We start from the raw sequence: 14,603 nt of genomic DNA, 5'->3' as shown, positions 1-14,603 counted from the left end.
CCTATTCGAAGGTCACGAAGGTGTCGACGGTGCGGCGCGGTGTCGGCGGTGGTGCATCGGTGAGTGTCGGGGCGATGCCGATGCGGACCAGCAACTGAGGGCAGGCGTCACGGCCGATCAGCGTGCCGACGATGTCGCGGCTGGCGTGCAACTCGGTCACGTGGCTCACGGGGCAGGTGCTCAGACCCGACAACGTGCATTCCAGCAGCAGAACCGAGAGTGCCTCGCCGGCGTCGAGGGCGTCTGCCCGGCTGTACCCGTCGGTGGACAGCACCACCAGGGTGGCCGAGTCGTCGTGGACGGAGGGGCGGCGATCGCTGTGCGCGGTGACCGGGAAGGTCCGCGCCACCGCGACCCGCTCGCTTTCCGCAGCCGAGACCAGGGCGCTCGGCGGGATACCGTCCTCGGTCGCGAACGGTGTTGTCCACCAGGCAAGTTCGGAATGATAGGCGGAATCGTAGAGGCGCAGCGTCTCGGTCAGCGCCGCCGCCTCTGCCACGTCGGCGCGCATCTCCTCGGCCAGCACGTCCAAGTGCACCGGGCCGTCGGGCAACCGCAACCTCAAGAGTCTCTCGAAGGAATCCCAGTCCGCATACCCGGCCATCGGCAGCCGGTCGGTTCGCCGGGCCAGGATCGCGTCGGCCCGCCGACGATGCGCATCGGTGACGAAGTCCATCGGCGAGAACTGCAGCGTCGCCAGATGATCGGGGTCATTCGGATTCGGGAAGCGGTCGACACTGGTGGCCCATCCGGCCGCGGCCATCGCCACCCGCAGATGATCCAGCAGCACCCCGCAACTGATGACCGCCTCACGCGCCGATCGATCGGTCGCGGTCACCACGCGGCTCGGGTCCAGGTGCAGGTGCACCCCACTGCCGTCGACGACCAGCCGCCACGGTTGGGTGTTGTGCAATGACGGCGCACGTGATGCCAGCTGCACCGCACGGGTGAGGGTCGCAGAATCGAACATCGTCTCGGGCATGCTTCAAGCCTCGTCGCGCCCGGGCCCGCCGGTTAGGGTCTTTGGTCCTCAAACCGGCGCGATGTACGTCTCACGCCCCGTTGTTGGGGCCCCCCGAATTCGCACCGGGGATGTCGGTGATCGGGAAGTTCGGCATCGGCGGAGGCGACGGCGTCGCAGGCAGCAACGGGATCTCCTCCGGCGGAATGTCCTTGAGCGCCTCGGCAGGCGGTACGGGCGGGCCGTTCTCCCGGCTACCGTAACTGGTGCCCGGCTCGCGCTCACCGAGCATGTGGCTCACGGTCACCAGGTGGTAGCCGTTGGCCTTGAGGACCGGGATGAACTGCTCCACCAGGTCCACGGTGGACGAGTAGGTGTCGTGAAACAACACCACATTGTTGGGCCTGATCTGCGTCATCAGCATGTAGCGGGTCGCGGCGATGTTGGCGTCGTTGGCCCAGTCGAACGGAATGACGTCCCAGTTGATGTCGGCCAGCCCCTGCTTGCCGGCCTCGGCGAGCACCTGGTCGTTGACCAGCCCGCCCGCGGTGCGCACGAGCTTGGGCCGCTGGCCCGTCGCAGCCTCGATCGCGTCACTGGCCTTGCTGAACTGGGCCGGGATCTCCTCGGGCGGGATGGTCGTCATGTTGGGGTGTTCCCAGGTGTGGCTGCCCAACTCCATGCCGGCCTCAACCACCCGTTTGGCACCCTCGGGGTTGGCGGCGACCTTGTTGCCGATCTCGAAAAACGTCGCCTTGGCGTCGTTGTCCTTGAGGATCTGCAGGAGCCGGTCGGTGTATGGGCCGGGCCCGTCGTCGAACGTCAGCGCGATGCACCGCTCCGTCGCGCAATCCACGTCGTCGGGGTCGTCGCGGCGGATGTGCCCGGTGAGCACCCCCACCACCAGGACCACGACGGCGGCGACCACGCCGACCACAGTCCACCGCCATGCCTGACTGTTGGGGAGCCTCGCCACCCCGGCAGCCTACCGGCTGGCGATTTGGGTGCGTTCGGTAACGCCAGGCGTTACCGAACGCACCCAAATCACTCCGACTCAGGGCAGCGCGCCCGGGCTGAACTCCTCCAGCATCTCGGTGACCAGCGCGGCGATCGGCGACCGCTCGCTGCGCTGCAGCGTGATGTGGGCGAACAGCGGGTGCCCCTTGAGCTTCTCGATGACAGCCGCGACGCCGTCGTGGCGGCCCACCCGCAGGTTGTCGCGCTGGGCCACGTCGTGGGTGAGCACCACCCGCGAACCGGCACCCAGCCGCGACAGCACGGTCAGCAGCACGTTGCGCTCCAACGACTGGGCCTCGTCGACGATCACGAACGAGTCGTGCAGTGAACGGCCCCGAATATGGGTCAGCGGAAGCACTTCGAGCATGCCGCGGGAGAGCACCTCTTCGAGCACCGCCGGGCTGGCGAGCCCTTCGAGGGTGTCGAAGACGGCTTGCGCCCATGGCCCCATCTTCTCGCTCTCGCTGCCCGGCAGGTAGCCGAGATCCTGACCGCCGACGGCGTAGAGCGGACGGAACACCACCACCTTGCGCTGGGTTCTGCGCTCCAGCACCGCTTCCAGGCCGGCGCACAGGGCCAGCGCGGATTTGCCGGTGCCGGCTTTGCCACCGAGCGACACGATGCCGACGGATTCGTCGAGCAGCAGATCGAGGGCGACGCGTTGTTCGGCTGACCTTCCCCGGAGGCCGAACACTTCGCGATCACCACGCACCAGCTGCACCCGCTTCTCGGCGTTGACCCGGCCGAGCGCCGACGAACTACCGCCCAGCAACCGAATTCCGGTGTGGCAGGGCAGGTCCCGAGCATCGGCCAGATCGATCTCGCCGTCGGAGAACAACGTGTCGATGTCCTCGGCCGCGACGTCGAATTCGGTCATGCCCGTCCAACCGGACACCACGACATCCTGGGCGTGGTACTCGTCGGCGGCCAGGCCCACCGCGCCGGCCTTGACGCGCAGCGGGATGTCCTTGCTCACCAGCGTGACATGCTTGCCCTCGGCAGCGAGATTCGCAGCGCAGGCCAGGATCCGGGTGTCGTTGGTTTCCGTACGGAAGCCCGAAGGCAAGACGGACTGGTCGATGTGGTTCAACTCGACCTGTAGCGTTCCACCTTGCGCCCCAACGGGAATCGGCTGATCCAGCCTCCCGTGCTCAAGCCGCAGATCGTCGAACATCCGCAGCGCCTGCCGGGCGAACCAGCCCAGCTCGTGGTGATGCCGTTTGGCCTCCAGCTCGCTGATCACGACCAGCGGGACCACCACTTCATGCTCGGCGAACCGGGTGCATGCCCAGGGATCGGACAGCAACACGGATGTGTCGAGCACATAGGTACGGACAGGCAGATCAGTCACGTGGCGCTCCTAGAACCCGCGCGGCCCCACACGAGTTGCTCGGTGGACACTGCGGCACCAGGACCGGAGCCGGTCCTCTCGTGATCAAACCGATCGGTACCGTCCGGACAGCAGAGCATGTCGCTAGCCATCGGATTCGACGCTACTCCCGCCGTGGCGGGGTTGCTGGCTGGCGCGCCGCGTGAATAACGCCCGGCGAGTTACGCCTTGATGAACTCCTGGAGCGTTGCCTCGTCGGCCAGTCCCCACGCGGTGATCCGGTCGGAGATGACCTGGGCCAGCGCGGCCTTGTCGAAGATGCCGGCCTCGGCCACCACCGCCACCTTGTCCTGGTAGGCGTCGATGTCCGCGCCGATCACATCGAGCTCACGGGCGCGCGCGGCGATGGCCGCCACGGTCTCGTCGCGATGGGTGCCCAGCAGGTGCGACACGAGGTTGGCAAAGAACAGCTCGTGGCGCTCCTCGTCGAGGACGATGCGGTCGACCATCGAACCCAGCACCGGCTCGGCGATCTGGGCCCGCAGGTTGCGGGTGTACACCGCGTGGGCGCGCTCGAAGAACGCCATGAACACCAGCGTCTCGATCTGGCTGTAGCTGTCGGCGCGGTAACCCTTCATCACATGCTCGACGCGGACGTCCTCGTTGGCCGTCGGGTCGATCTCGCGGGTGACGACGAGGTAGTTGCGCAGCGCGACGGCGTGCAGGTGCTCCTCGGCGGTCCAGCGGCCCAGGAAGCGGCCCCACTTGTCCTCGAGGATGAAGTGCTCGACGAGCTCACGGTGATAGCCCGACAGGTTGTCCTTGGTGATCAGCAGGATCTCCAGGGCGTCGGTGACGGTCTTGGGCAGCGTCACCTGCGAGGGATCCCAGTCCTGGCCACCGAGGAAGGCGAAGTTCTCGCCCTGGTCGAACGGCACGTAATCGTGTGCGTACCAGAGATCCTCGGTATCCAGGTGGCGACGCAGCTCGGCCTCGACAACGGGCTCAAGCTCCAAGGTCAGCGCATTAGCGACAGGTTTCTGTGCCATGAGGTAACTGTAACCGAGGTTTACAGGTTTCTAAAACTCAGGCCACATGTGATGTCGCCCGCGCCGGCTCAGAGGGTGAGGCCCGGGTACAGCGGGTTGGCGTCGAGCAGTTCGGCCGAGGCCGCATGCACGCGCTCGGCGGTGCCGTCGGCCAGCTTGTACTTGGCTTTCGAAGTGCCCTCGGCCTGCGTGTTGGACAGCACGTCGACGATCAGCTCGGCCACCCGATCGAAGTCGTCGGCGCCGAATCCGCGGCTGGTCAGCGCCGGGGTGCCCAGCCGGACGCCGCTGGTGTACCAGGCGCCGTTCGGGTCGGCCGGGATGGCGTTGCGGTTGGTGACGACACCGGCGTCGAGCAGGGCGGACTCGGCCTGGCGGCCGGTCAGGCCGAACGAACGAACATCGAGCAGCACGAGGTGGTTGTCAGTGCCGCCGGTGACCAGGCCCGCATCGCGCTTCACGAAGCCGTCGGCCAGCGCCTGGGCGTTGTCAGCGACCTGCTGGGCGTAGGTCTGGAACGCCGGCTGGCGTGCCTCGGCCAGCGCGACGGCCTTGGCCGCCATGACGTGGCTCAGCGGCCCGCCGAGCACCATCGGGCAGCCCTTGTCGACGGCCGGGGCGAATTCCTCGGTGGCCAGCACCATGCCGCCGCGCGGACCGCGCAGCGACTTGTGGGTGGTGGTCGTGGTGACGTGGGCGTGCGGCACCGGGTTCTCGTCACCGGTGAACACCTTGCCCGCCACCAGGCCGGCGAAGTGCGCCATGTCGACCATCAGCGTGGCGCCGACCTCGTCGGCGATCTCGCGCATCTTGGCGAAGTTCACCCGGCGCGGGTACGCCGAGTAGCCGGCGACCAGCACCAGCGGCTTGAACTCGCGGGCAGCGGCGGCCACGGCGTCGTAGTCCAGGAAACCCGTCTCCGGGTCGGTCCCGTAGCTGTGCTGATGGAACATCTTGCCGGAGATGTTGGGTCGGAAACCGTGGGTCAGGTGCCCACCGGCATCCAGGGACATGCCGAGCAGACGCTGGTTGCCCAGCTTGTTGCGCAGGGTCTCCCAGTCCGCCTCGGACAGGTCGTTGACGTGCTTGGCGCCGAGTTCGGCCAGGCCGGGGGCCTCCACCTTGGTGGCCAGGATGGCCCAGTAGGCAACCAGATTGGCATCGATGCCCGAGTGCGGCTGGACGTAGGCGTACGGGGCGCCGAACAGTTCACGGGCATGCTCGGCGGCCAGGGCCTCGACGGTGTCGACGTTCTGGCAGCCCGCGTAGAAGCGGTGGCCGACGGTGCCCTCGGCGTACTTGTCGGAGAACCAGGTGCCCATGGTGAGCAGTACCGCCGGGGAGGCGTAGTTCTCACTGGCGATCAGCTTGAGCGAATCCCGTTGATCGGCAAGCTCTTTGCGGGTGGCTGCGGCGACCCGGGGCTCGACGGACTCGATGACCTGCAATGCGGCCTGGTACGCGGCGCTTGAAGTGTCGGCGTAATCGGCGCCGGAAGCCGCGGGCAAGGTGGAGGACGGGTCTGCTGCCATGGCATTCAGCCTAGTCGGAGCGGGTCAGCTCGAAGGTCCCGGGCCGGTTTGGCCCGGCGGGTAACCGGGGTGGGGATAGGCCGGCGGGTATCCGGGGTAGGGATAGGGCGGTTGAGCCGGCGGCGGGACAGCGATGCCGCGGGTGAGCTTGGTGAGCAACACGAACCAGGCGGCGATCCCGACGATCACCGATCCGGCCCACAGGACGTTGCTGACGGTTTCCATGTGCGGTCCGTCGCCGATCACCTTCATCAGGACCGAGGGGAATGCGCCGGGGCTGTCTCCGCCGTCGACACAGGCGAGCCCGAACACGAACATCGACGCCCACAGGATTACCTGGGCCCAGGCCTGCCCGGAAGTGAGCTCCCCGCCCGGCTGCTTACGCATCAACCTGCTCGTGAACACCAGGCACAGTGCCAGCCATGGTGCGGCGAGGACGCCGAACACCACCATCCACCCGAGCTGTGCAAACAGTCCCCGGCCGATCACCATCCACGCCAGCAGGAGCATGTTGAGCGGCATGGCCAACTGGGGGACATACAGCCGAAACTCAGACACCCTGCGAGCCTAAGCCCGCAATACCGGCGCTATGAGCAGCTCATCCCAGGAGGCGTCGGCGGTCAGATCACTACTTGGTGTGGTTCCATGCGCCGCCGGCCTTGCCGTTGGCATAACCGCCGCCGGGCCACCCCTTGCTCCAGTCGTGCCCGGCCCAGGCGCCACCGGGCCACCCCTTGCTCCAGTCCCAGCCGGCCCACGCTCCACCGGGCCACGGGCTCACGAGAGGAGGAGGCTTCGGCGGGGCCACCGTCTCGCCGTTCAACACCACGACGGGATCGGCATTCGCCACCATCGCAGGTCCGGCGAGCAGCCCGGCCAAGGCCATCGATCCGGCCACGACTACACCGGCCATGCGCTTGACCCGGTTCGATTTCGTGCCCGTTGTAGTCATGTCGACCCCTTGCTGCCGCCCGGTACGTCGCACGATGCTCAGCAAATATTTTACGCCCGGCCCGCGAGCCCGATCAAGGCATCGGGATGCGAGAACCCAGAGCCTGCAAATCAGCGAATCAAGGTCAGTATTTGTCTATTCAACTGTGCTTTTGTGAACACACCCAGCGCAGGTACAACACGTCAGCGGGCGCAGGCACGGAACATCCGAGGTTGCCCTCAGCAAATTTCGAGCTACGGCGCCGATAACTGGCACCGCGCAGAAAACCAGGCGGACCCATCGGTTCGCCTGGTTTCGCGGTTGTCAGCGGTGATTCCAGGCGCCGCCGGCCTTGCCGTGGATGGCAGCGCCACCGCCCTTGCCATTGGCCAGGCCGCCACCGGGGTATCCCTTGCTCCAATCGTGACCGGCCCACGCGCCGCCGGGCCACGGGCTGACGAGGGGCGGGATCTCGACACCAGAGCCACCAGAGATGGCGGCGTCGGCAATGCCCGAGATAACGGATGTCACCGGATCGCTGCCGACCTTGGTGAAGGGAGTCTTTTTACCCCCTGGGCTGACCGGGGCCACCGGATCGCTGCCGACCTTCGTAACGGGTCCGGCGGCATTGGCCACCGCGCCCGAACCGAGGATTCCGGCAAACGCCACCGCGCCGGCCGCCACGATCACGCCGGCCATGCGCTTGATCTTTTCCAGTCTTTCCCTTGTTGCTGCCATGGTCATTTCCTTTGCCCGACCCGGTACTGCCACCAGGCCCTATGGCAACAATGTTACTGACTGGTAACTAAGGTAATCAAGCACTTGAGACCACCGTCATACCGGCGAGGCAACGCAATGCAGAACACGTACGGCAAAGGCCCCACGAACCACGGTCGAGGCATTGAGATCGGTCCGAGGAATTTGCTGCCAAGCGAGACTAAGTCCGCAAGGTCGACGGGATCAGCGGCTCATCGAGCAGCCGGCCGAAGCGCTCCGTCAACGTCACGCCGGCGGGCCGGTCGTCCAGCCACCCGCGCAGCAACCTGTACCCCTCGATGTAGGTGCTGGTGTAGGCCCGCCACAGCGGCGAGGACAGGAACCGCAGCGACTGCCTGGCCCGATCGTCGTCGACCAGCAGCCAGCGCTTGAGGAACTCCACCACCTCGTCGACGTCGCGATGCTCGTCGTGCAGCATCAGCGCAGCGTCCTGGCGCACGTCGGCCAACCCGGCCACCGCCTCCGAGATCGACTCGGCACGCTCCCCGTCGAACCGAAGGCCCAGGTCGGCGTAGATATCGGCCGCCCACGCGCCCCAACCCGGCCCGACGATGGCATGCAATGCCAGATCTGCCAGGCCCTCGGCCATCAGGCATTGCGGGGTGTTGACGAGGAAGATCGTCTGTTCGAGTTGATTTTGACCGGCCACTAGTCCTGATTCTTTGCGGCAGTGCTCGGTGTGATGACCCGGGTAGGACTCGTGGGCCACCAGTCGGGGCAGGTTGGCCATCTGTTGTTTCAGATCGGCATTGACCGCGACGGTGGACTTGTAGTCGCCCAGGTAGTAGTTGAACCCCGACCACGGCTTGTCGGTGACCACCTCGTAGGTGATGGTCTCGGCCTCGGGCAACGGGTACGCGGCGCGCACCTTGTCACGCAGGGCCGACGAGAACGCGTGGATGCACTCCTCCAGCCGCGCCGGAGGGATCTCGTCTCCCGTGCGATGCGCCTGGATCCGCTCGGCCAGTGGGCCGGTGCCACCGAGGGCCTCGTCGAGTTTGACGTGGGCCTGCCCGTATTTCTCCGGATCGCCCTTGCTGATCCGGACGTCGAAATAGGCCTGCACCTCGTCGACGAATCCGACCTGCTCACCGGCGAACTTGCGGCCCGCACAGTTGAGCGCCCTCAGGTGCGCGGCAATGTATTCGGCGCGGTCGCGGTCGAGGTCGTCGGGGATCTGGGCCAGCAGCCGGTCCGCCTGACGAGCGAGGTCGGCCGGGTCGGGCGCAGGCTCGTTCTCGACCGCACGACGCAGCTGGGGGTCACCGGTGAAGGAATCGACGTAACCCTCCTCGACCCGGTCGAAACGCAGTCCGAGGAGCAGATACTCGCGAATGAGAGTGGCCGAGTCCGTCACTGTGCCGGTTCCGGAGCCCGTCTTTTTCTCGATCCCGTTAGCCATGCCCCCAACCGTAGATGTAAGACTGATCGGATGCCGCGGCCGAGCGAGCCGAGCCCCTATGTGGAGTTCGACCGAAGTCAATGGCGTGCACTGCGCATGTCGACACCGCTGAAACTCACCGAGGACGAACTGCTGCGCCTGCGCGGTATGGGCGAGAAACTCGACATCCTCGAGGTCGAAGAGGTCTACCTGCCGCTGGCCCGGTTGATCCATCTTCAGGTCGCCGCCCGCCAGCGGCTGTTCGCCGCGACGGCGGAGTTCCTCGGTGAGCCACAGCAGAATCCGGACCGACCGGTGCCGTTCGTCATCGGCGTCGCCGGCAGTGTCGCGGTCGGGAAGTCGACCACTGCCCGTGTGCTGCAGGCCCTGTTGGCCCGCTGGGGTCACCACCCCCGCGTGGATCTGGTGACGACCGACGGGTTCCTCTACCCGAACAAAGAGCTTCACCGGCGGAACCTCATGCACCGCAAAGGTTTCCCGGAAAGCTACGATCGACGTGCCTTGATGCGGTTCGTCACCGCGGTGAAATCCGGCGCCGACGAGGTCTGCGCGCCGGTGTACTCACACCTGCTCTACGACATCGTGCCCGGTGAGAAGCAGGTGGTCCGGCATCCGGACATCCTCATCCTCGAAGGCCTCAACGTCCTGCAGACCGGTCCGGCCCTGATGATCTCGGACCTGTTCGACTTCTCGGTATACGTCGACGCGCGCATCGAGGACATCGAGAAGTGGTACATCTCGCGGTTCCTGACGATGCGCTCGACGGCGTTCGCCGACCCGGCATCGCACTTCCACCACTACTCGACCCTGACCGACGAGCAGGCGGTGTTCGCGGCCCGCGACATCTGGCATTCCATCAACCGGCCCAACCTGATCGAGAACATCCTGCCGACCCGGCCGCGCGCCACCCTGGTGCTGCGCAAGGACGCCGACCATTCGATCAACCGGCTGCGACTGCGGAAGCTCTAGCCGGTCCCGGCCGGCGTTGCGACCAGCGGCCCGCAGCGCACGTCGAAGCGCTCCCGCACGGTGTCCAGGGTGCGACGCAGATGCTCGCGGTCCCGGTGATGGGTCGCCATGAAGCGGGCGGTGGCCGAGAGTTGGCGCGGCATCGGATACCAGCGGTTGAAGTCCAGGCCGCACTCACGGAACACACTGACCGGCACCGCATCCGAAATCAGGCTCAGGTTGTGCTGGGCTAGGGTGAACATCGCGTACACCAACGATTTTTTCGACTTCTGCGCCAGGTCCTGCAGATCGAGCTCATAGAGCGGCACCGTGTTCAACTTACCCAAAAACATGAGGTGCGTCGCGAAGTAGGCCGCGAATGACGTCAAATGGACAGTGGCGGAACGCAGTTGGATCGACAAAACGGAACCTTCGCCGGAAACATACGGCTCGTAAGGATGCTCGCCTTTGGTGAGATACCCGGTGCAGTTCACGATCCAACTGCCCGGCGTAACGGCTTTTCTGGCCCCGGTGCGGAACACCAGATCGGCGGTACCGTTGCTGTCGACGACGTCGACGAGATGGTCCATCACCACATCGTTCAGACCCGCCGAGATGGTGGTGTTCTCGGCCTCTGACAGGACGCCGGCAACGTAATGATCGGCTTGCTGTGTCGGGCAGGTGCCGTAGGCCGAGCGGAACCAGCGCGCAACCTCGTCCTCGTTGGTGCCATCGAAGAGCCGGGTCATCTCGATGGCCATCTTGGTCAACGAGGTCCCACCGGCCCAGCGCCGGGCACCGGCTGGAAAGAACCGATCCCGGCTGGCGAAGAAGGTGCCCGAGCCCGCCACCATGTTCACTTCGCGTCCCGGGCTCGACGTGATCAGCGCGTGCGCGGTGTCCATGGCGGTCTTGCCGCTGCCGATCACCCACACCGGGGTATTGCTGTCGTGGATCTCCCCCGAGCGGACATCACACGAGTCCGGCGACACCGACCGCACCCGCTCACTGGACAGCTCAAGCGCTTCGTTCGGCATCACCCGCACGCCGTAGGCCTTGATCAATCGGGCGGTCCGGATGGTGCGCAGTTCTCCGTCCCCGTCGCGGCAGGAGACCTGTACGGCACCATCGCTGGTATCCGCGGACTGGAAATCCCAGCCGTAGTGTTCCTCGACCCGTACTCGTTGTCTGATCTGGTGCAGGCAGTAGCTGAAGTGATCGAGCACCTCGGGTTTGGTGGCCAGATAGGAGGGCTCACGGTCAAGGGTCCATTTGATGTTGCCGGCAGTGAACATCGGATGGGGTTGGTGCAGCCGCACATACGGATACGTGTCCACCCACATTCCACCGACCCGGGGACGACGGTCGATCAGGATGATCTTCTGATCGGGTCTGAGGTACGTGCTGGCCACGAACAGCGCGTTCATGCCGCACAGGCCGGCACCGACAATGCAGACGTCACAATCTTCTGGCATCGCGAATCTCCCGGGTAGCGCCGTTTGAGCTCAGTGTGGGCGCATGCGGTCGCCACGCCATGAGTAGTGCGCTACCCGAGTTTCGTCGGCCGGACCGCTCAGGCGCGTTCCCAGCCACCCCAGTCGTTGCCTACGAACCGCTCGCCGTCGGCGATCGAGAAGTGGTGCAGGAACACCTGAAGGGCGGGCTGCATGCGTTGGTGCAGTTCGGTCATCGCGGTGACCAGCTCGGGCGTCATCGGGTCCTCGCCCTCCGGCTTCTTCGGCGGGATCAGCCCGAGGTGCAGCGCCATCTCCAACTGGTAGAAGGTGAAGTCGCCGTACGGCCGCTTGGGATCACAACCGGGCACCTCCTCGCCGAAATAGGGATCGGACAGTTCCCAACTCATCTGCGCCAGCAGGGTGCGGTGCTGGTCGGTGAAACCGAACTCGCCCGATTCCGGCAGTTCTTCGACGAAGAACGAGTATTCATGGTCGGCCGGCGGGCGCTGATATCCGTATTCGCCTGTGGCACAGGCACCGAACCCGGTGGCGATGCGCAGCAGATCGAGGTCGTCGGGTGCGGTATCCCAATCCGGCGGGAAACACGGTGCGCCCACTTCGGTGCCGTCCCAGCCGACGCGTACCGATCGCAGCCGCTCGGTGTGCTCGGTCCCCCACTGCAATTCCACCCGGCCATTATCGGTCACGGACAGCGCCCAGAGCCTGGGCTCTGGACGCTGTCTGTGGCGAACGGTCAGGCCGGGATCCGCCGGACTCCGACGTACTGCAGTTCGGCCATCGCCAGCGTGTAGAGGCCGGCGCCGATCACGACCACGACGCCTGCGGTGGTCAGTGCCATCGTGAACACGGCGATCAGGGCGATCACGGTGCATGCCGCGTTGGCGATCACGGTGCCGATGCCTGCGGGACGCACCCGCTCGATGCCGGCCAGGGCGAACACCGCGATGCCGTAGACGACCGAGAAGATGCCGACGCCGTACTCGACGGATTTCGGCAGCCCGGTGAGATCGGCGAAATACCCGGCCGCGGCCAGCAGAGCGATCCCGCTGATACCGACGAGGACTGCGTCGAGCCGCATGGCCAGCCGCAGCAGCGAATCGGTTGCCTTCGTGGTGCCTGCGTATCCGGCGGAGGTGATGGCGGACATGATTCTCCTTCTCTGGTGATTTCCTGGTGATGCATTCGGTTCGAGCGGTGGAGCACGGTGCGGGGATACGCGCCGTAACCTCTTCCGGCAGGCACCCCGCACCGGCTCGGGAGGGAGTCACGCCAGACGGCGCACTCCGCGGTATTGCAGCCAGGCCAGTACTGCGGTGGCACCGACGAATCCGAGAACCAGTTCGATTCCGGTGCCGGTCAACGCCAACCAGCCCGCCACGATGGCGACGACCGTGATGATCGCGAACGCCACGTTGCCGGCGAGGACGCCGATGCCCACCCGCCGGACGCGCGGGATGGCGGCGAGGACGTACAGCAGCGCGCCGTAGCCGACCAGGCCGGCGCCGACGAGCCATCCCGCGGTGGCCGACAGACCCGCGATGCGGGCCAGCTGATCGGCAGCCATCGACACCATCAGGCCGACGCCGGCGCAGACGGTGGCATCGGCGCGCAAGGCGAATCGCAGAAGGGAATCTTTCGAAACCGCTCCGGGTGTGGAGTCGGCCAATGGTTGGTGCAGCGTGGCGGTCATCTCGGGCTCCTCGGCGATGAGGGTGTCGATTGGTGGAACACCTCCGACACTGCTCACCAGCCGCTGCCAGATCGACGCCAAACACTGCCAAGCACTGCCAAGCCCAGGTCAGCGCGGTGCAGGTGTCAGTCGTTGGCAGTGACCAGATCGCCGCGCAGATCCGCGGCGATCACGCGGGCCGCCGCGTTCTGCCAGTTGTGCAGGGACCGCTGCGGCACTTCGGTGACCAACCACTGCCAGGCCTGCCGGGCCACCGGGTCCAGCCCGGCGGCGGTGGCGTTCTGCGCATAGGCGCGGACGCCGACGACGTACGGGAAGTAGAGCGAGTTGTAGTGGCGCCACTGCTCGGTGGTGCCGAAGTCGCCGCTCCCCCGCGGCTTGAGCGCGGCGATGCGATCGGCCAGCAGCGCCTTGAGTTCGTTGGCGCGTTCCAGCGGCTGATCCGGTGCCCCGCGTTGAGCCAGCCGGTCGTCGATGGCGGGCAGTGACGTCAGCGGGCTGGCGACCAGCTTGGACAGATCGCCGTAATGGCCGAGTGCGCGCCGGGTGAGCCGGGCGAAGGCGTCGTCGTCGATACCGCCCAACGGGTGGGGAGATCGCAGCGGGAGCGCGGCTTCGGTCTGGCGCAGCGCTTCACGATCGGCGCGCAGATCCGGAGACCGGGAGAAGGCGAGCCGGTCGAGCAGCCCGGCCAGCGGATCGGCCAGCACCTCCACCGCGACCGCGACCGCCAGGCTCGTGAACAGCAGGATGGTCATGACGGTGCGGCCGGTCCCGGCGTCGAGCACGACCATGCCGACCAGGGCCTGGACGGCGAACGGGACCGCGATCACCAACGTGCCGATGATCGAGCGGCGCATGTCCGCGCGTAGCGCCTGGCCCTCGTCGAAGGCATCCCAGATCGCGACCGCGACACCGAGCAGGGCGACGTCGAATCCGGTCGACGCCAGCGCGAGCCAGCTCGGCACCAGGCCCAGCGGGATCACCAGGATCGCGTTGCCGAGGGCGAAGAACAGCGTCGCGACGATGATGAACCCCACCACCGACCCGGGCTTGGCGCCGCCGAGCACGGCCTTGACCATGGCGCCCAGCGAGGACAGCGAGATCACCGCGAACATCACCCAGTGGCCGGTCCGCAACGGCCCGTCGACGCTGCCCGCGAGGCCCGCACCGGCGAGGGCCAGCACCGCGACGGCGAAGATCGCGGCGATCTCACCGGCACGGGACCGGAAGGTATCGGCCGGGCGGGCCAGTTCCACCATGACCGCGAACCAGGCGATACCCGGCAGCGCCACCAGGTAAATCTCGATACGGCTGAGCACTTCCGAGCCGGTGACCAACCGGACCGCGTCCAGCGCGACGACCACCGCGAAGCTGGTCAGCCCGATCGCCGCGAGGACGAGGACGGGCTTACGCGGATCACGGGCGAGCAGGTAGAGACCCAGCCACCAGCTGAGCGTGAAGACCACTGCCGACAGCGCAGCCATA

The 14,603-nt window shown here is 66.5% G+C and carries 15 protein-coding genes; 1 reads left to right on the top strand and 14 read right to left on the bottom strand.

Annotation, left to right across the window (positions count from 1 at the left end):
- Position 1: 1 nt before the first annotated feature.
- From AB0876_RS05150 to AB0876_RS05110, 9 genes are all read right to left on the bottom strand, one after another.
- Entirely contained in the window at positions 2-982 is a 981-nt protein-coding gene (locus AB0876_RS05150) for an Acg family FMN-binding oxidoreductase (protein WP_526041395.1), read from the bottom strand.
- A gap of 70 nt (positions 983-1,052) precedes the next feature.
- Positions 1,053-1,937, bottom strand: coding sequence for a polysaccharide deacetylase family protein (locus tag AB0876_RS05145; RefSeq protein WP_526041394.1), 885 nt, complete (start codon positions 1,935-1,937; stop codon positions 1,053-1,055).
- A gap of 78 nt (positions 1,938-2,015) precedes the next feature.
- Positions 2,016-3,329, bottom strand: coding sequence for an RNA 5'-3' helicase PhoH2 (gene phoH2 / locus AB0876_RS05140; RefSeq protein ID WP_064882852.1), 1,314 nt, complete (start codon positions 3,327-3,329; stop codon positions 2,016-2,018).
- A gap of 200 nt (positions 3,330-3,529) precedes the next feature.
- On the bottom strand, positions 3,530-4,357 hold the full coding sequence (locus tag AB0876_RS05135) for an acyl-ACP desaturase (protein WP_491839416.1): 828 nt from the start codon (positions 4,355-4,357) through the stop codon (positions 3,530-3,532).
- A gap of 68 nt (positions 4,358-4,425) precedes the next feature.
- Positions 4,426-5,889, bottom strand: a complete 1,464-nt coding sequence (locus AB0876_RS05130) for a glycine hydroxymethyltransferase (RefSeq protein ID WP_526041393.1) — start codon at positions 5,887-5,889, stop codon at positions 4,426-4,428.
- A 24-nt stretch (positions 5,890-5,913) separates the two neighbouring features.
- Positions 5,914-6,447, bottom strand: coding sequence for a hypothetical protein (locus AB0876_RS05125; protein WP_526041392.1), 534 nt, complete (start codon positions 6,445-6,447; stop codon positions 5,914-5,916).
- A 70-nt stretch (positions 6,448-6,517) separates the two neighbouring features.
- Positions 6,518-6,841, bottom strand: coding sequence for a hypothetical protein (locus tag AB0876_RS05120; RefSeq protein WP_491839414.1), 324 nt, complete (start codon positions 6,839-6,841; stop codon positions 6,518-6,520).
- A 303-nt stretch (positions 6,842-7,144) separates the two neighbouring features.
- The gene (locus tag AB0876_RS05115; RefSeq protein WP_526041391.1) at positions 7,145-7,558 is read right to left on the bottom strand and encodes a hypothetical protein; all 414 of its coding nucleotides are present in this window, start codon (positions 7,556-7,558) and stop codon (positions 7,145-7,147) included.
- Positions 7,559-7,757: 199 nt separating this feature from the next.
- Positions 7,758-8,999: a DUF885 domain-containing protein gene (locus tag AB0876_RS05110; protein ID WP_491839412.1), complete on the bottom strand. Its 1,242-nt coding sequence runs from the start codon at positions 8,997-8,999 to the stop codon at positions 7,758-7,760.
- Positions 9,000-9,029: 30 nt separating this feature from the next.
- Between AB0876_RS05110 and coaA the strand changes: the two genes are divergently transcribed.
- Positions 9,030-9,968: a type I pantothenate kinase gene (coaA, locus tag AB0876_RS05105; RefSeq protein ID WP_491839411.1), complete on the top strand. Its 939-nt coding sequence runs from the start codon at positions 9,030-9,032 to the stop codon at positions 9,966-9,968.
- On the opposite strand, the gene AB0876_RS05100 is transcribed toward coaA, so the two are convergent.
- The 5 genes from AB0876_RS05100 to AB0876_RS05080 form a co-directional block, all read right to left on the bottom strand.
- Positions 9,965-11,422: an NAD(P)/FAD-dependent oxidoreductase gene (locus AB0876_RS05100; RefSeq protein ID WP_526041390.1), complete on the bottom strand. Its 1,458-nt coding sequence runs from the start codon at positions 11,420-11,422 to the stop codon at positions 9,965-9,967. The genes coaA and AB0876_RS05100 overlap by 4 nt on opposite strands.
- 98 nt (positions 11,423-11,520) lie before the next feature.
- Complete coding sequence (locus AB0876_RS05095) at positions 11,521-12,111, bottom strand: hypothetical protein (RefSeq protein WP_526041389.1); 591 nt, start codon at positions 12,109-12,111, stop codon at positions 11,521-11,523.
- 47 nt (positions 12,112-12,158) lie between these two features.
- Positions 12,159-12,572, bottom strand: a complete 414-nt coding sequence (locus AB0876_RS05090; protein ID WP_491839408.1) for a hypothetical protein — start codon at positions 12,570-12,572, stop codon at positions 12,159-12,161.
- A gap of 117 nt (positions 12,573-12,689) precedes the next feature.
- Positions 12,690-13,115 (bottom strand): hypothetical protein, encoded by a 426-nt coding sequence (locus AB0876_RS05085; protein WP_491839466.1) that lies wholly within the window; start codon positions 13,113-13,115, stop codon positions 12,690-12,692.
- 125 nt (positions 13,116-13,240) lie between these two features.
- Positions 13,241-14,602 carry a hypothetical protein gene (locus AB0876_RS05080; protein ID WP_491839407.1) on the bottom strand — a complete coding sequence of 454 codons (1,362 nt, stop codon included), beginning with the start codon at positions 14,600-14,602 and terminating at the stop codon, positions 13,241-13,243.
- Position 14,603: the final 1 nt, after the last annotated feature.

Source organism: Mycobacterium sp. NPDC049093, assembly GCF_040704635.1.
Classification (GTDB): domain Bacteria; phylum Actinomycetota; class Actinomycetes; order Mycobacteriales; family Mycobacteriaceae; genus Mycobacterium.
This window is presented reverse-complemented; position numbering and strand designations above follow the sequence as displayed.